Origin of the sequence: Neobacillus sp. NPDC097160 (genome assembly GCF_044762155.1) — a bacterium.
Classification (GTDB): Bacteria; Bacillota; Bacilli; order Bacillales; family Cytobacillaceae; genus Neobacillus.
Genome location: NZ_JBIWDU010000012.1, coordinates 1 through 16,374, shown reverse-complemented (window position 1 = coordinate 16,374; position 16,374 = coordinate 1). Strand labels below are relative to the sequence as shown.

Here is a 16,374-nt window from a genome sequence, read left to right as displayed (position 1 = left end):
TATCCCAGGAGAATATGCATGTTAAAAGATTTTGTCTCAAATGCCACACTATTAATTGCTTCCTTTTCTATTATGGGAGTGTTATTTAAGGATAAACCATTACACTTTTTTTCACCTTTATCAACAAAACTATATTGGGGACTTACTTTTGGGGTTTTAGGAAATATTCTGATGTCGTTTAGTATTCAAGTTAGTCCAACCATTATTGCAGACTTACGACACTTGGCCATTGTTATTGCTGCCGCCTTTGGTGGTTATATCCCTGCACTCATTGCTGCATTTCTTATTGCGATTGGGAGATTAATATTATTTGGCTTTAGTCAAGCATCCTTACTCCCATCTATTGGTGCACTGCTCATTGGAATATTATGCGGCGGTATCTCAAAAATAAGCATTCATCGCACCTTGAAGGCTTTTATCATGAACCTGATCGGATTGTTCATTATATCCATTATCTTCATTATGAGGATTGACGATTTCCAAATCCTCAAAAATGTGTTAACCCTGCATTATCTTATCTCTTTACTTGGTGGTTTAATAGCCTATCATTTTTTTGTGTTTGTTGTTGATTCAAATGAAGCACAAAGTCAATTAAAACAAAGCTTAATTAAAATTAAAGAAACAGAGGAACGTTTCCGGTTAATAGCTGAATATTCCAGTGACATGATTACGATGCACAATGAAAAAACGGAATATATTTACATTTCACCGGCAGTGGAAGAAATTATTCATTTTGAATATCCAGAACTATTAGGGAAAAGAATGGAGTATTTTATTCATTCCGATGATATTGAGCATACCCATGAAATGTTTGCAAAAGCCCTTCGTGATGGTGTTGCTGAATGTACTTATAGGTACCTTTCTAAAACTGGGGAATATGTTTGGATTGAATCTACGCTAAAAAGTGTTCATTTCGAAGAAGATGGCAGTAAAAGGGTTATTATTGTATCAAGAAATATTACTGAACGGAAACTTACTGAACAAAAGTTACAAGAGGCAAATGAGCTTCTAAATCGACTCTCCTATATGGATGGTTTAACTGGGATCTCAAATAGGAGATATTTTGATGAGATACTTGAGAAAGAATGGTCAGAATCACTATTATCTCATTCACCAATATCCTTGATCATGTTCGATATTGACTATTTTAAGAAATACAATGATACATATGGTCATTTAACTGGTGACTTTTGCTTACAGTCGATTGCTCAAGCCATTAAAGACCTGATTCCTGATAGCTCTGGTTATACTTTTTGCCGTTACGGAGGTGAAGAATTTGCCCTTATCTTACCTGCAGCCAAAACAGTGGAAGGAATAAACACGGCTCACATGATTCAGAAAACAGTAAAGTCACTTAAAATTCCCCATATTAGTTCGGAAATCTCTGAATATGTCACATTAAGTATTGGGCTGGCTACCATGGTCCCTTCTTCATCTTCAAAGCCTCAAGACTTAATTAAAGAAGCTGATACTGAATTATATTTATCTAAAATAAAAGGTAGGAATACCATCTCAATTAAACAATAAAAAACAAGGAAGGAGTGAATTTGAGAATCCTTCCTTGTTTTCATTTACATATTTGTAACAAAATTTGCCTTTTTTCTAAATATTTCGCAAATTTTGTTGTAACTTGTGGAAAATACATGTAAAATTTCCCTATTAGCCCTTTTGTGGAAAAGGGGCGGAGCGCCGCAAAAGTGTAAGCTTGCACAATAAATTCTGGCATGGAACGCTAAACAAGTTTTGGATGGTGAAGAAAATGGAAATTACGAAACACCTTTTCTTAAATCTCTCCCTTTTAATTATACTACTATTTTTTTGTTTGATATTTCTTGAAAAAAGTCAGAAATTCACTCTTTCAAAATCTTCATTAATCATTTTGTTAATCGTAACTTTATGGTTATTTACTAAATTCTCCTACAACCCCATTCCATCTGCGAGATATGATTTAAGGATAATTCCTTTGGTTCTTGGCGGCCTTTATGTAGGAATCGGCCCAATCCTTGTTGGAGCTATTATAATCTTAAGAAGTTTCTTCGGATTGGATAATGGTTTTTTTCTAACGCTTATCCTTTATGCTCCTCTCACTATCGTACTCTGGAAATTATATCCTTGGTTTTTAAAACAAGCTCCTGAACGCAGGATTTTTGTTACGGTTTGTATGGGGATGATCCTTGGTGTGCTAACAGTATTTGGAATGAGTTTCACTACTTCACACTCCAGCCTGTTCGATGCTTGGTTTGCTTACCTTGTCATCCCATCGCTCGGAATTGGCATCATTTCATATGGGATTGAATTTGTTAGAAAAAATAATGAAATGCAGCAGCAACTAATTAAAGCAGAGAAATTAAAAGCAGTTGAACAAATGGGAGCTGCCATTTCCCATGAAATTCGCAATCCGCTGACCGCGGCAAGCGGATTTGTCCAGCTCCTGCAGGATGATTACCTTTCAAGGCAAAAAAGAAAAGAATACTTATCCATCGTTAAGGAAGAATTACTTTCCGCTGAAAGGGTCATTCAAGATTATTTGACCTTTGCGAAGCCATCTTTGGAGACGCTTGAAGAGTTAAATGTAAAAAATGAACTACGGCAAATTATCAATATTCTTCAGCCCTTGGCAAATCAAAATTCTGTTGAGATTATTACGGACTTTTCCATTATAGGGTTTATAAAAGGGGACGGACAGAAATTCCGCCAGTGTTTTGTAAATGTCTTCAAAAATGCAATTGAATCAATGCCTGCAGGCGGTTATTTAACGATTTCAACTGAATTTAGCCAAAGCTGTGTAACAATAAAGGTGACGGATACTGGTGTAGGAATGACAAGTGAGCAGCTTGAACGCTTAGGGGAACCTTTCTATTCCACAAAAGGAAAAAAGGGAACGGGTTTGGGAATGATGGTCGTGTATAGTATTATTCGTGCAATGGATGGTTCTATTTGGGTAGAAAGTGAAGTGGGGAAAGGGACAACGTTTCTTTTTGAATTTCAAACCATTACTACAAGTGTCAAAAACCAACAAACCGTCAGAGCTTAAGCAAGCATCTGTCGGTTTGTTTTTTGTTGGTTCTACCGCTTAACCAGCGCTAGCACTTTTCTTATTTACCAATGAACATTTGCGTCCAGTGTTTCCCAGACTCTTCAAATCCTACCCCAATATGGGTGAAATTTGAGCTTAAAATGTTTTTGCGATGACCTTCGCTGTTCATCCAAGCAGTCACAACCTCTTGTGGCGTCCGCTGACCTTGGGCGATATTCTCGCCTGCTGATTTATAGGTCACACCAAAATCTCTCATCATGTCAAATGGAGATCCATAGGTTGGACTTGTATGTGAAAAGTAATGATTTTGCTGCATATCCAGTGACTTTTTCTGAGCAACACCATTCAGCTGGGTATCTGCTTTTAATCCTGGAAGGCCGTTTTTACTCCGCTCAGCATTTGTTAAATTGATTACTTGTTGTACATATTGGCTGACCGTTCCAGTGGCTGGTGCATTATTTTGCGTTTGACCCGCTGGTTTCGGTGCAGGTGCTGGTGCTGGTTTTGTCTGCTGTGGTACTGGTGCCGGTTTTGGTGCTGGTACTGGTTTTGGTGCTGGTACTGGTTTTGGTGCTGGTGTCGGCTGTGTTGGCTGCGGCGCTGGCACTGGTGCACTTGCACCAGGGTTTTGCTGCTGAATAAATGGCTGTCCTTGTTGGATTAACCCCGTCTGAAACCAATTGCTTTGTCTAGGATCGGTGCGGATAAACTGATATTTTGCATCTCGGATTAATACTGCCCTAGTATGTGGATATTGATCACTATTCAAAGTCGTTTGATACGCAGAAATCATATCGTTATTATTTTTTCGAATCTTATGCTTATCATTAAAAAAGTTTACATCTAAATCACTTTGACTGTTGTTACGATTTGTATAATCCTCGGTAAGCAGTCCATTGTGGTCGATGCCGTCATCCCTTCCATTTCGGACATCAAAAAAATGGTTGTTCCTGTTGGTGGTATTCATGCCTACCTGGTTAGTGTTCTTGTCATTTATATGATCATTATTATTGTTATTACAAGCAGAAAGTCCTACTGTTAGGACCGCTGTTAAAAGTAACCCCACTGGTTTTTTTATCAATTGAAATACCCCCCTTTGAAAAAATTCTCTTGCCTTCTTATTTTTCATTTTTTCAAGGAAGTTATTAGTGGAAATATTCGACTGTGTCGGAAATAAAAAGGTTTGTGGGCAAAAAAAACAGATGCACAATGCACCTGTTTTTTCACACTAATCATCTTTTCATTTGAATCATAAATTTATAGCGATCTGCGCGGTAAACAGATTTTACAAATTCTACAGGAGTGCCATCATTCAAAAAGGTATTTTGTTGGATGTGCATCACAGGTGCCCCAATTGCAATATTTAAAAGTTCTGCCTCATTTTGACTGGCGATTGATGACTCAATAATTTGAGAAGCACTTTCGATACGTAAGTTTAATGTACCTTCAATATAACCATAAAGCGATTGATTGACAATTTCTTCTGTTAATCCATTAATAAGAATCGCTGAAAGATAATTCGTTTCTAGTGCCATCGGGACACCATCAGCTAAGCGAATTCGCTTAATTTCATAAACGGGCTTATTTTCAGAAATCTTTAATTGACCGGCAATCTGAATAGTAGCAGGAATAATTTCAAATCTAACAAGATTGCTCTCCGGCTTGAGTCCTCTTGCTTTCATGTCTTCGGTGAAGCTTGTTAATCCCTGGAGCGGCTGTTCAATTTTGCGCTCAGCAACAAAAGTGCCCTTTCCTTGCAGCCGGTATAAATACCCTTCATTTACTAACTGGGTAAAGGCTTGTCTAACTGTCATCCGGCTAATTTGATATTTTTCAGCATATTCCCTTTCAGGTGGAAGTGCATCGCCGGGACTCAAATCATTATTTTCAATTAATCCTTTAATGTGTTCTTCAAGCTGATAATAAAGTGGAATGGGGGAATTTTTGTTTATCATTCCTTACTTACACCCTTCTAATTAAACTAACAATAACAGGCTATAAATTTTTCTTTCATGACCGAAATAAATTATTGAGAGTGGATCATTAAACCTGAAACTGCTGCTTTATCAGCAATAATTGTAACACATGGATGATTTTTCAACACAGAAGCAGGAAAACTTTCTGTTACGTTTCCGTTTAAAAGTTTGCCCATCGCCTGTTTCTTGGTTTCACCAGAAACTAACAGCAGTATTTCTTTGCTTTTCATAATGGTGGAAATCCCCATTGTAACCGCTTTTGTCGGTACTTCTTCAATTCGATTAAAGTACCTTGCATTTGCGTTTATAGTCGAAGGAGCCAATTCGATCACATGTGTTTGAGAGGTAAAGTTAGTCCCTGGTTCATTAAATCCTATGTGGCCATTGCTTCCAATTCCTAAAATTTGCAAATCAATTCCGCCATACTTGGCAAGCAATTCTTCATAACGCTGGCATTCTTCCTCTATATCTTTACTATCACCACGTGGAATATTTGTGTTTTGTCTATTAATATCAATATGATTAAACAACTGCTCATCCATAAAGTAGCGATAGCTATTTTTATTTTCGCCCGAGAGACCAATGTACTCATCCAGATTAAATGTTGTAACATTTTGATAAGAAGTCCCGTTTTTCTGATGATCTTCAATTAATTTTTTGTAAGTTCCAACAGGTGTTCCACCCGTTGCAAGTCCCAGTTTAATCGTGGGATTTTGACGAACCTTTTCAAGGATATATTCAGCCGCTTTCTGACTCATTTCTGTGTAATCTTTTACTTCAATAATTTTCATTATCAGTTTTCCTCCCTTTTATAAGAAAGTGATCCCCGGCAAAATGTCATATAGACTTCCATATTTCCATCGAGGATCACGATGTCTGCATCCTTCCCAACAGCAATGCTTCCCTTTCTGTCAAATACATTCAACTGTTTAGCCGGATTGACAGATGCCATTTGTACCGCTTCCTCAAGTGAACAACCTGTATACGTTAAGATATTTTTTACAGCATGACCTAATTTTAAAATACTCCCGGCAAGAGTTCCGTCAGCAAGAACTGCCTTTCCATCTTTGACAATAACCTCTTGGCCGCCAAGGTCATACATTCCATTTTTCAAGCATTTAGCACGCATGGAGTCAGTGATTAAAATCAATCCATCGCTCTGCTTATTTTTGTAAGCGAGATTTACCATCTCCGGATGAACATGGACACCATCGACAATAATTTCTGCTATTAATTCTTTCCGCAAAAATACTGCGCCAACTACACCCGGTTCACGGTGATGCAGCCCTCTCATTTGATTAAATAGATGGGTCACATGATTTGCTCCTGCTTCAATGGCTTCGCCAACTTGTTCAAACGTAGCATCAGTATGACCGATCGATGCAATGATGCCATTTTTCTTTAGATAGCGAATCATTTCTAATCCACCCGGCTGCTCTGGGGCCAATGTAACAAGTTTTATTGTTCCCTTGGACAGCTCCTGCCACTCTTTGAATAATACGAGGTCAGGGTCGACAATATGTTGAATCGGCTGGGCTCCTGCTTTTTTTGCATTCACAAACGGCCCTTCAAGATGAAGACCAAGTATTTCAGCTTTTCCATGTGCAGGCTGTTGTTGGATATATTCTCCGGCATTTATTAATGCCTTTTCAATTTCTTTGCCTTCTTGAGTCATAGTAGTTGCTAAAAAGCTGGTGGTTCCTTCTTTAGGCAGTGCCGTAACCATTGTATCCAATGCTTCCGTAGTTCCGTCCATTGTGTCTGCGCCATTCACACCATGTATATGCACATCAATAAAACCCGGTACTGCCTGAAAATGGGCCGGTACTTCTACCACCTCAAAGTCTTCTTCCGTGATAAGTTCAGCCACCCCGCCGAGTTCTGCTATTTTTTGATCTATTATTTTTATATACCCATTTTCAATTATCGTATCATTTGAATAAATTTGAATACCCTTAAGTAAAATATGATTATCTTTTGGAATCATTTTCAGATACTCCTTTCAGGTTATAACATTATCTTACACTTAAAAAGTATAGTTGTCTATACCAATCATTAACCAAAAAATGGCAGGCTTGTAACCAATTTTTATTTACATATTAAAGTGGAAAAATCGACAGGCACCTGGTCCTGTCGATTTTGGTTAAGCATATAATTGGGATTCTTCATTTTGAAAAAAGCTTTTCATCGCATGAAATACATCTGCTTTTTGCTTGAGAATATAATAGCGGAAATGTTCATCCTTGATGTTCTTGTAGGCAGACATTAAGGTAGAGTGCCTGTTGTATTGATTTACCTCGCCATAGCCGAACATGTTGGATACTTTCATTAATTCTTCTACAAGCTTCACACAGCGGGCATTATCCGACGTGAGATTATCACCGTCTGAAAAGTGGAATGGATAGATGTTGAACTTTCGCGGATTGTATTTATTGTCAATAATATCCAAAGCCTTGTGGTATGCGGATGAACAAATGGTTCCACCGCTTTCTCCTTTCGAGAAGAAGTCTTCCTCAGTCACCACTTTTGCCTCTGTATGGTGAGCGATAAATTCAATTTCAACTGTTTCGTATTTTGTTCTTAAAAACCGTGTCATCCAGAAGAAAAAGCTGCGGGCCATATATTTTTCCCATATTCCCATACTTCCACTCGTATCCATCATCGCAATAACGACAGCTTTAGAATCCGGTTTTACTACTTCATTCCATGTCTTAAATTTCAAATCCTCTTTGAAAATGGGGTGGAATGCCGGCTTTCCAGTCATGGCATTTCGTTTAAAAGCAGACATCATCGTCCGTTTTTTATCAATATTCCCCATTAACCCTGTTTTTCTGATGTCGTTGAATTCTATATTTTCAACGAGATGTTCTTGCTCGTCTTTTTTCTTTAAATTTGGAAGCTCTAACTGCTTAAATAATGCTTCTTCGAGTTCCATTAATGATACTTCTGCCTCAAAATAATCTTCTCCGGCTTGATCCCCTGCCCCTTGGCCTTTACCGGGACCTTTTTGACCACTGGAACCGTCACGTGCTACTACATCTCCGACTTGACTGTCACCATCACCCTGGCCCACGTGTTTGTTTTTGTCATAATTATAGCGGATTTTATATTCATCCAATGAACGAATCGGAATTTTTACCACATCTCGACCATTCGACATAATTATGCTCTCTTCTGTAATTAGGTCTGGAAGATTGTTGCGAATTGCCTCCTGGACTTTTTCCTGATGCCGTACTTGGTCATCGTGGCCTTTGCGGTGGAGGGACCAATCTTCTCGAGAAATCACAAATTGATGGTTATCGGTTGACATTATAAACCCCTCCCTATTAAATTAATTTATTCAGTCTATACTGCACACTTTTTTAGCAAATACATAAGATAACGCGAGTGAAAAAAATCATTAAAAATATGGATTACTTTATCCTATGCAGAGATAGAGAATAATTTACAAATAATTTCGACAATTGGGTTCTCGCCTATGAAATTGGACGAGTTCTCCAATTAATGAAAAAAAGAGACTGACAGATTCGTTCTGCCAGTCTTCCTATTTTAACTCTAACCTTCATTATCTATTTAGTAAGCTTCCAACATACCGTAATAATTCATTAGCCGAAGTAGAGTTATAGCCATGTTCATCGACTAAACGGGCAACAACATCATTGATCTTCTTCAACTGCTGCTCATCTGGTGTTTTCGATGAAGTCGTAATCTTGACAACATCCTTCAAATCAGCGAACAACTTCTTCTGTATGGCCTCTCTTAGCCGGTCATGGGAATTATAATCAAATCGCTTGCCTTTTCGTGCGAAGGCTGAAATTCGGATTAATACTTCTTCTCTAAAAGCCTTTTTCGCATTTTCAGAAATACCAATCTGCTCCTCAATCGACCGCATCAGCTTTTCATCAGGATTGATTTCTTCTCCTGTTAATTGATCGCGGAGTTTATTCTTATTGCAGTAAGCTTCTACGTTATCAAGATAATTATCCATTAACGTTTTTGCCGATTCTTCATACGAATAAACAAATGCTTTTTGGACTTCCTTCTTGGCAATATTATCATACTCTTTTCGTGCTAAAGAGATATAGTTCATATAGCGATCACGCAGCTCAGTGGTAATCGATGGGTGCTGGTCAAGCCCATCTTTTAATGACCGTAATACATCAAGGGCGTTAATGGATGGTACTTCTTTTCGAATAATCGTTGACGAAATACGGTTAATCACATAACGAGGGTCAATACCGCTCATCCCTTCATCAGGATATTCGCGCTTCAGCTCTTCGACATCAGCCGTATTAAATCCCTCTACATTTTCACCATCATACAGGCGCATTTTCTTCAGTAAGTCAATATCACCTTTTTTCGGTTCCTTTAAGCGTGTTAAAATGGTAAACATTGCTGCTACTTTTAACGTGTGCGGTGCAATGTGAACATCGGATACATCACTTTCGTTAATCATTTTTTCATAAATTCTTTCTTCCTGTGAAGCTTTTAAATTATATGGAATTGGCATGACGATAATTCTTGAATGGAGCGCTTCATTTTTCTTGTTGGAAATAAAGGAACGGTACTCCGTTTCATTGGTGTGGGCTACAATTAGCTCATCAGCTGAGATTAAGGCGAACCGGCCCGCTTTAAAGTTTCCTTCCTGGGTTAACGATAATAAATGCCATAGAAATTTCTCATCACATTTTAACATCTCCTGGAACTCCATCATCCCACGGTTCGCTTTATTGAGCTCACCATCGAAGCGATAGGCACGCGGGTCTGATTCGGAACCAAATTCTGCTATGGTTGAAAAGTCAATACTTCCTGTTAAATCAGCGATATCCTGGGATTTTGGATCGGAGGGACTAAACGTTCCAATTCCTGTTCGTTTATCTTCTGAGAAAAAGATTCTCTCCACTAAAACATCTTCGATTCTACCACCGAACTCCTTCTCAAGCCGCATCATATTAAGCGGCGAGAGATTCCCCTCAATCCGGATGCCATACTCCTCATGGAAATCCTTTCGCAAATGATGCGGTATTAAGTGAAGTGGGTCCTCATGCATTGGACAGCCTTTAATAGCAAAAACAGAACCTCGATCCGTAAGTGAGTAGGCCTCCAGCCCTCTTTTTAACATCGTAACAAGTGTGGACTTCCCACCGCTTACCGGACCCATTAACAGTAAAATACGTTTTCTAACATCTAATCTTTTTGCTGCCGGATGGAAGTATTCCTCAACTAACCGCTCAAGCGATTCCTCTAAGCCAAATAATTGATTACTAAAAAATTCGTACTTCTTCGTCCCTTTTTCTTCTGTGATTCCAGAATCCTTAAGCATATTATAAACTCGTGAATGTGCAGATTGTGCCACCCATGGCTTCTCTTTTAACAACTGTAAATAATCAGCAAATGATCCTTCCCAACGTAGCTTTTCTTCTTCTTCGCGAAACATCTCGATTTTTTTTAAAATATCCATATGGCCCTCCCCCTGTAGCTTAATCAGAGACGATTAATATACTCTATGCACTTAGTCCTTTGAACATGCGTGACCTTATTGGGTTACTGTCTATCTTTTTTATTTTTGGAAAAGGGATATTGCACTTTTCATTTTCTAAAGATAGGCTATAATAAAACTATATGTATAAAATGAAAATTGGATGAATTAAGGGGGCACTACATATCATGAATACGTTCATCGTTGTTTTAGTTATGATCACATTTTTAGCGGCAATCTTCACTGCAGGTTACAACGACAAACCAGGTACTAATAAATAATGAAAAAGGCTGCCGATAGTGGCAGCCTTTTTCATTATTTATTTTAAATGCGCAAAATTTTGCTGGCGTAATGCTTCATAAATGAGGATTGCCGCAGTATTGGATAAATTTAAGGAACGAATATTTTCAGTCATAGGAATTCTGAGGGCAGTTTCTTTATTTTTTTCGATGACCTCTTTTGGAAGACCAGTTGTTTCACGTCCAAAAATAAAATAATAATCTTTGCTTGGATTCCTATAATCAAAGCTGCTATATTGTTTTTCCCCAAATTTTGTAATATAGAAAAATTCTCCGCCAGCATTCTTGTCATAGAATTCTTCTAAGGAATCATAGTACCGAATATTTACAAATTCCCAATAATCCAATCCCGCCCTTTTCAACATTTTATCGTCTGTAGAAAAACCTAACGGGCGGATTAAATGTAAAGAAGTATCTGTTCCTGCACAAGTGCGAGCAATATTCCCTGTATTAGAAGGTATTTGTGGTTGATATAAGACTACATGAATGGACACGTATTTCACCTCGAATAAAAACTCTAAAGGCAATTATACCACTTTGATTGATTCATTCAAGGGAAATCCTTATTCATCAAAGATAGAATAAAACTTATATCTAATATTAGGTGTATATGCGGAGGAATCCTCATAGGCCCAGTACCTCATTCGGCTGTTGTAGGTATTGGCATTCACTAAAGGCATCCCATTCGCATCCCTGCCTGTGACCATCGTATTATGATTGAACCGGCCGTCCCCTTCGAAGTCATAGCAAATAACGTCCCCCAAAATCAGCTGGTCTGGACTGCTGACTTCCTTAGCCCTTAGACCGCTTTTGGAAATGCCTAAATAGTTTTTAAGTGAATGCGCTACTACCCAGCTATAGCTCCAATTCGTATGTTGGTACCACCAGCCATTTCCGCGGTTCGGATGTCCCCTCATAGGTGCTTCCCCCGCCCTAAGACACTGAGAAATATAGTTCGTACAATTATTTTCAAATTTTTTAAAGGCAGGATTATTCGTATTCCACCAGCGTTCTGCGTATTGAACAGCCTTTAAGCGATTGTATTCATAGCTAATCCGTTCATCATGTTCCGGCAATACCGGTTCTATGACCTCCTGAGATACTGATTGATTCTGAATTGGCTTAACTATTTCTTCATCCATCACTAATGCACCTTTATAAAACTTTGCAATTCGTTCTTCAACTTCTTCTTCCAAATATAGGAGACCCTTTTGTTTTATTAAATACTGATAATGGGCAGCATATTTTAACGTTTGAAATTGCTCTTCTTCAGCTTCCTCAACAATCTTCCCTGAAGCGTTAATTTTAACAATTTCTGCAGACCGTTTTGCTAACGCCTCTTGCTTCCTTTCAGCCTTCGGAAAAAATAGTTTGTTGCTTCTTTTTTCAGAAACAAACAATCCCATCCTTTTTTCAAATAGGTCTTGAAGTAATTCACGCATTTTGGCTTCACCCCTTTCTTTTTATACATATGAGAGAAAGGTGAATTTAATTAAAAAAGAGCAAAACCTATGTGATTTGCTCTTTCTTATTTATAAAAATTCAAGGCCTTTTCTATTTCCCCCTGAACTTCGGAATTTGTTTCCACTTCTTTTGCTTTTACTAACGCTGCAAATGCAGGATCACCGCCAATTTTTCCAAGCGCCCAGGCTGCCGTTCCCCTCGATACAGGACTTGCTTCTTTTACTAATACATCGATTAATTCTGGAACTGCCGTTTCATCTTTAAAATGGGCAAGAGCGATTATTGCGTTTCGCTGAATGGGTTTCTTTCCTCTCCATGATCCTGCTGCATTACCAAACTTATTTTTAAATTCGCGGTTGCTTAATGTTAAAATCGGCTTTAATAATGGTTTAGCCACCTCGGGATCCGGTTCCATTTCTTCGTGAAAATGAAAGTTCTTCCCCTTGTTATGCGGGCAAGCGGTTTGACAGGAATCACAGCCATAGACACGGTTCCCAATCTTTTCTCGAAATTCATCAGGGATGAGCCCTTTTGTCTGTGTTAGAAAAGAAATACAGCGCTGCGCATTAATCTGACCCCCTTGGATCAAAGCTCCTGTAGGACAAGCCTCTAAACACTTTGTGCAGGACCCACATTGATCTTCTATTGGTGTATCCGGTTCAAAAGGGATACTCGTAACCATTTCACCTATATAAACGTAGGAGCCAAACTCCGGGGTAATAATGGCGCAGTTCTTTCCGCTCCAACCAATACCCGCTCTTTCAGCAACTGCTCGGTCTGAAAGCTCCCCTGTATCCACCATTGATTTCAATCTGGCATCCGGTACCATCGTTTTGATGAATCCTTCTATCTTTTTCAGCCTGTCTCGAAGAATATGATGGTAATCGAGACCCCATGATGCCCTGCTGAAGATCCCTCTTCTCATGCCCTTCTTACTTTCCACCCGTTCGTTCATTTTTGATGGATAGGCTATGGCAATCGAAATAATCGAATGGGGCTCTTCAAGCAGCAAAGAAGGGGTAACTCGCTTCTCGATATCTGGCTCCTCGAAACCTGATTGATAGCCAAGTTCTTGCTGTCTGATTAATCGGCTTTTCAATTCATCGAATGGGTCCGCTGTGGTGAACCCAATTTTATCAATTCCGATTTCTTTACTATAGGTAATTAGTTCCTTTTTTAATTTGTGATAATCCATATGAACCCCTCCTTACAAAACAAGTTCATCTATTTAAGTTGTTACATTATTTGTAGCACATCTATTTATGATAAACTATTTTCAATGAATTTTGGAGGTGGAATCGTTGGAAAATCAAGTCTCATCGGAAATATTGGAGCAAATCCCCGGTTTTAAGCTGGGAGTTATTGAATACAGGGATATCACGGTAGGGGATTCACCACAAATGCTAAAGGGCCGACTCCAGCTTTTCCAAGAGTCTATTTATTTTGATTTAGAAAATAAACAAGTAACGGACCTTCCCGGAATAAAAGAATGGCGAAACATTTTTAAAAAGACCGGTAAAGACCCAAACCGCTACCGGCATTCTGCAGAAAGCTTATTTAGAAGGGTACAAAAGCAAAACTATCTTTCTTCCGTTCAAAGTGCCATCGATATCAATAATTTTTTCTCACTGCAATATCAAGTGCCGATTGGAATTTATGACCTAGATCTGGTACAAGGACCAGTTGAAATCCGGATTGGAAAAGAAGGCGAAGAATACATCGGATTAAATGGAAGGAAAAACTCCTTAGATCGGCTAATCGTGGCTGCTGATAAGGAAGGGCCGTTTGGAAGTCCTTTTGTCGATTCCGAAAGAACACCCGTAACTTATGCTACGAAAAATGCTTTACAAATCATATATTTGCGACCCTCAACGCGTATAGAAGATGCTAAAAAGTTAACTGAATCCTTAATGAACATGTTTACGCAAATACATGGTGGGGAAGCTTCATATCGAATTTTTGGGTGCCAATGAGGCATCTTTTTTTTAAAATGAAAAAACGCAATGCATCGTTCTCCTATGTAACGATACACTGCGTTAGTTAATATGTATGGAGCGGGTGATGGGAATCGAACCCACTACATCAGCTTGGAAGGCTGAGGTTTTACCAGTAAACTACACCCGCATGATTTAATAAATATGAATATTTTATGAACGAACTTGACCTTTACAATATTACACACTATTTTTTTATGCGTCAAGAGATTTTTGCGAAATTTGTCGATTTTTCCTCCCTTTAATAAAATGAACGCTTAATTGTAGGTTTTTCTTGTGCGATTTGTCCTTCATATGAATAAAAACACAAAAAAAGTTTTTCACATATAATATGAAAAACTTTTTTATCAAACAAATTTGATACCGGTGGTCGGGGTCGAACCGACACTGGTCACCCAACACGATTTTGAGTCGTGCGCGTCTGCCAATTCCGCCACACCGGCGTATTAAAATGTTTTTAAAGCAATGCCGAGGACCGGAATCGAACCGGTACGGTAGTCACCTACCGCAGGATTTTAAGTCCTGTGCGTCTGCCAGTTCCGCCACCCCGGCGAAATCTTATTACCTGTTCATATCCATACTCAACAATTGTTTTATGGAGGCGGCAACCGGATTCGAACCGGTGGTAAAGGTTTTGCAGACCTCTGCCTTACCACTTGGCTATGCCGCCGTATATAATGGAGCGGAAGACGGGATTCGAACCCGCGACCCCCACCTTGGCAAGGTGGTGTTCTACCACTGAACTACTTCCGCAAATTGGCTGGGCTAGCTGGATTTGAACCAACGCATGTCGCAGTCAAAGTGCGATGCCTTACCGCTTGGCTATAGCCCAATGATAATATGATTTTTATAAATATTCAATAAAATATTATGGGGCGACTGATGGGAATCGAACCCACGAATGCCTGAACCACAATCAGGTGCGTTAACCACTTCGCCACAATCGCCACAATTTAATTGGCAGGGGTAGTAGGAATTGAACCCACACCAAAGGTTTTGGAGACCTTCGTTCTACCTTTAAACTATACCCCTATAAATGGTGGAGGGGGACGGATTCGAACCGCCGAACCCGGAGGGAGCGGATTTACAGTCCGCCGCGTTTAGCCACTTCGCTACCCCTCCACATATAATGATTACTTTGTCAGCAACAATGCCGACGAGAGGAATCGAACCCCCAACCTACTGATTACGATTCAGTTGCTCTACCAATTGAGCTACATCGGCACAGTAAATTTAAATGGTGGCTCAGGACGGAATCGAACCGCCGACACAAGGATTTTCAGTCCTTTGCTCTACCGACTGAGCTACTGAGCCACTTTAATGGCGGTCTGGACGGGACTCGAACCCGCGACCTCCTGCGTGACAGGCAGGCATTCTAACCAACTGAACTACCAGACCAAATTGCGGGGACAGGATTTGAACCTGCGACCTTCGGGTTATGAGCCCGACGAGCTACCGGACTGCTCCACCCCGCGATAATAAAAATATTAGGTTTTAACCATGCCCAATGTATTCATGGACTGTATCAATCTCAGTAAGCATATTCAAGTAGCAGCTCGATTGATACAACTCGCAGTTTATTCATTGAAGCAACGCTCGTTGCTCCACCCCGCGATAATAATATTAAGAGCAATATGGTGGAGGATGACGGGATCGAACCGCCGACCCTCTGCTTGTAAGGCAGATGCTCTCCCAGCTGAGCTAATCCTCCAAATGGTGACCCCTACGGGATTCGAACCCGTGTTACCGCCGTGAAAGGGCGGTGTCTTAACCGCTTGACCAAGGGGCCATATTGTAAAGTAATTTATGGCGGAGAGCAAGGGATTTGAACCCTTGAGACAGGGTTACCCGCCTACACGATTTCCAATCGTGCTCCTTCGGCCACTCGGACAGCTCTCCATAAAAATGGCTCCGCAGGTAGGACTCGAACCTACGACCGATCGGTTAACAGCCGATAGCTCTACCACTGAGCTACTGCGGAATAATTTTACAACAGCCTGGCAACGTCCTACTCTCACAGGGGCGCATGCCCCAACTACCATCGGCGCTGAGAAGCTTAACTTCCGTGTTCGGTATGGGAACGGGTGTGACCTTCTCGCCATTGTTACCAGACTATTTATTCGAC

12 protein-coding genes, 17 tRNA genes and 1 rRNA gene are annotated in these 16,374 nt (G+C 39.7%); 3 read left to right on the top strand and 27 right to left on the bottom strand.

The window, feature by feature from the left end:
* The first annotated feature begins 18 nt into the window (after positions 1-18).
* Positions 19-1,527, top strand: a complete 1,509-nt coding sequence (locus ACIQXV_RS17455) for a diguanylate cyclase domain-containing protein (RefSeq protein WP_402960489.1) — start codon at positions 19-21, stop codon at positions 1,525-1,527.
* Between the two features lie 514 nt (positions 1,528-2,041).
* Entirely contained in the window at positions 2,042-3,034 is a 993-nt protein-coding gene (locus tag ACIQXV_RS17450; RefSeq protein ID WP_402960487.1) for an ATP-binding protein, read from the top strand.
* A 61-nt stretch (positions 3,035-3,095) separates the two neighbouring features.
* Here the strand turns inward: ACIQXV_RS17450 and ACIQXV_RS17445 are convergent, their stop codons facing one another.
* The 9 genes from ACIQXV_RS17445 to queG all read right to left on the bottom strand — a co-directional run bounded on the left by ACIQXV_RS17445 (position 3,096) and on the right by queG (position 13,450).
* Positions 3,096-4,118, bottom strand: a complete 1,023-nt coding sequence (locus ACIQXV_RS17445; RefSeq protein ID WP_402960485.1) for a CAP domain-containing protein — start codon at positions 4,116-4,118, stop codon at positions 3,096-3,098.
* A gap of 151 nt (positions 4,119-4,269) precedes the next feature.
* Positions 4,270-4,992: a GntR family transcriptional regulator gene (locus ACIQXV_RS17440; protein ID WP_402960483.1), complete on the bottom strand. Its 723-nt coding sequence runs from the start codon at positions 4,990-4,992 to the stop codon at positions 4,270-4,272.
* A 71-nt stretch (positions 4,993-5,063) separates the two neighbouring features.
* On the bottom strand, positions 5,064-5,804 hold the full coding sequence (gene nagB, locus ACIQXV_RS17435) for a glucosamine-6-phosphate deaminase (protein WP_402960481.1): 741 nt from the start codon (positions 5,802-5,804) through the stop codon (positions 5,064-5,066).
* 2 nt (positions 5,805-5,806) lie between these two features.
* On the bottom strand, positions 5,807-7,000 hold the full coding sequence (gene nagA, locus ACIQXV_RS17430) for an N-acetylglucosamine-6-phosphate deacetylase (RefSeq protein ID WP_402960479.1): 1,194 nt from the start codon (positions 6,998-7,000) through the stop codon (positions 5,807-5,809).
* A gap of 156 nt (positions 7,001-7,156) precedes the next feature.
* Entirely contained in the window at positions 7,157-8,323 is a 1,167-nt protein-coding gene (gene yhbH, locus ACIQXV_RS17425) for a sporulation protein YhbH (RefSeq protein ID WP_402960477.1), read from the bottom strand.
* A 255-nt stretch (positions 8,324-8,578) separates the two neighbouring features.
* Complete coding sequence (locus ACIQXV_RS17420; protein ID WP_402960475.1) at positions 8,579-10,474, bottom strand: PrkA family serine protein kinase; 1,896 nt, start codon at positions 10,472-10,474, stop codon at positions 8,579-8,581.
* A gap of 337 nt (positions 10,475-10,811) precedes the next feature.
* Complete coding sequence (gene trmL / locus ACIQXV_RS17415) at positions 10,812-11,285, bottom strand: tRNA (uridine(34)/cytosine(34)/5-carboxymethylaminomethyluridine(34)-2'-O)-methyltransferase TrmL (RefSeq protein ID WP_402960473.1); 474 nt, start codon at positions 11,283-11,285, stop codon at positions 10,812-10,814.
* Positions 11,286-11,354: 69 nt separating this feature from the next.
* Positions 11,355-12,233 (bottom strand): amidase domain-containing protein, encoded by an 879-nt coding sequence (locus ACIQXV_RS17410; protein WP_402960471.1) that lies wholly within the window; start codon positions 12,231-12,233, stop codon positions 11,355-11,357.
* 86 nt (positions 12,234-12,319) lie between these two features.
* A complete protein-coding gene (gene queG / locus ACIQXV_RS17405) occupies positions 12,320-13,450 on the bottom strand; it encodes a tRNA epoxyqueuosine(34) reductase QueG (RefSeq protein ID WP_402960470.1) in 1,131 nt (376 codons plus the stop codon).
* 106 nt (positions 13,451-13,556) lie between these two features.
* On the opposite strand from queG, the gene ACIQXV_RS17400 reads away from it, so the two are divergent.
* Positions 13,557-14,228, top strand: a complete 672-nt coding sequence (locus ACIQXV_RS17400) for a B3/B4 domain-containing protein (protein ID WP_402960468.1) — start codon at positions 13,557-13,559, stop codon at positions 14,226-14,228.
* A 77-nt stretch (positions 14,229-14,305) separates the two neighbouring features.
* Here the strand turns inward: ACIQXV_RS17400 and ACIQXV_RS17395 are convergent.
* The 18 genes from ACIQXV_RS17395 to rrf form a co-directional block, all read right to left on the bottom strand.
* Positions 14,306-14,379 (bottom strand) — tRNA-Gly (locus ACIQXV_RS17395).
* Positions 14,380-14,610: 231 nt separating this feature from the next.
* Positions 14,611-14,692, bottom strand: a tRNA-Leu gene (locus tag ACIQXV_RS17390).
* A 23-nt stretch (positions 14,693-14,715) separates the two neighbouring features.
* Positions 14,716-14,801 (bottom strand) — tRNA-Leu (locus ACIQXV_RS17385).
* Positions 14,802-14,845: 44 nt separating this feature from the next.
* Positions 14,846-14,919: transfer RNA gene (locus ACIQXV_RS17380), tRNA-Cys, on the bottom strand.
* A gap of 8 nt (positions 14,920-14,927) precedes the next feature.
* A tRNA-Gly gene (locus ACIQXV_RS17375) sits at positions 14,928-15,002 on the bottom strand.
* A 4-nt stretch (positions 15,003-15,006) separates the two neighbouring features.
* Positions 15,007-15,081 (bottom strand) — tRNA-Gln (locus ACIQXV_RS17370).
* Between the two features lie 39 nt (positions 15,082-15,120).
* Positions 15,121-15,196, bottom strand: a tRNA-His gene (locus tag ACIQXV_RS17365).
* Between the two features lie 11 nt (positions 15,197-15,207).
* Positions 15,208-15,281, bottom strand: a tRNA-Trp gene (locus ACIQXV_RS17360).
* 5 nt (positions 15,282-15,286) lie between these two features.
* Positions 15,287-15,371 (bottom strand) — tRNA-Tyr (locus ACIQXV_RS17355).
* A 29-nt stretch (positions 15,372-15,400) separates the two neighbouring features.
* Positions 15,401-15,473: transfer RNA gene (locus ACIQXV_RS17350), tRNA-Thr, on the bottom strand.
* A gap of 14 nt (positions 15,474-15,487) precedes the next feature.
* Positions 15,488-15,563 (bottom strand) — tRNA-Phe (locus ACIQXV_RS17345).
* Positions 15,564-15,570: 7 nt separating this feature from the next.
* Positions 15,571-15,647 (bottom strand) — tRNA-Asp (locus ACIQXV_RS17340).
* 3 nt (positions 15,648-15,650) lie between these two features.
* Positions 15,651-15,724, bottom strand: a tRNA-Met gene (locus ACIQXV_RS17335).
* Positions 15,725-15,884: 160 nt separating this feature from the next.
* Positions 15,885-15,960: transfer RNA gene (locus tag ACIQXV_RS17330), tRNA-Val, on the bottom strand.
* A gap of 3 nt (positions 15,961-15,963) precedes the next feature.
* Positions 15,964-16,038, bottom strand: a tRNA-Glu gene (locus ACIQXV_RS17325).
* 18 nt (positions 16,039-16,056) lie between these two features.
* A tRNA-Ser gene (locus ACIQXV_RS17320) sits at positions 16,057-16,148 on the bottom strand.
* A 7-nt stretch (positions 16,149-16,155) separates the two neighbouring features.
* A tRNA-Asn gene (locus ACIQXV_RS17315) sits at positions 16,156-16,230 on the bottom strand.
* Between the two features lie 14 nt (positions 16,231-16,244).
* Positions 16,245-16,361: ribosomal RNA gene (gene rrf, locus ACIQXV_RS17310) — 5S ribosomal RNA — on the bottom strand.
* Positions 16,362-16,374: the final 13 nt, after the last annotated feature.

What these genes read in the sequence shown, in the direction of transcription:
- ACIQXV_RS17455 (WP_402960489.1), top strand. Translation starts at nt 19, where the DNA reads ATGTTAAAAGATTTTGTCTCAAATGCCACACTATTAATTGCTTCCTTT.
- ACIQXV_RS17440 (WP_402960483.1), bottom strand. Translation starts at nt 4,992, where the DNA reads ATGATAAACAAAAATTCCCCCATTCCACTTTATTATCAGCTTGAAGAA.
- nagB (WP_402960481.1), bottom strand. Translation starts at nt 5,804, where the DNA reads ATGAAAATTATTGAAGTAAAAGATTACACAGAAATGAGTCAGAAAGCG.
- nagA (WP_402960479.1), bottom strand. Translation starts at nt 7,000, where the DNA reads ATGATTCCAAAAGATAATCATATTTTACTTAAGGGTATTCAAATTTAT.
- yhbH (WP_402960477.1), bottom strand. Translation starts at nt 8,323, where the DNA reads ATGTCAACCGATAACCATCAATTTGTGATTTCTCGAGAAGATTGGTCC.
- ACIQXV_RS17420 (WP_402960475.1), bottom strand. Translation starts at nt 10,474, where the DNA reads ATGGATATTTTAAAAAAAATCGAGATGTTTCGCGAAGAAGAAGAAAAG.
- ACIQXV_RS17410 (WP_402960471.1), bottom strand. Translation starts at nt 12,233, where the DNA reads ATGCGTGAATTACTTCAAGACCTATTTGAAAAAAGGATGGGATTGTTT.
- queG (WP_402960470.1), bottom strand. Translation starts at nt 13,450, where the DNA reads ATGGATTATCACAAATTAAAAAAGGAACTAATTACCTATAGTAAAGAA.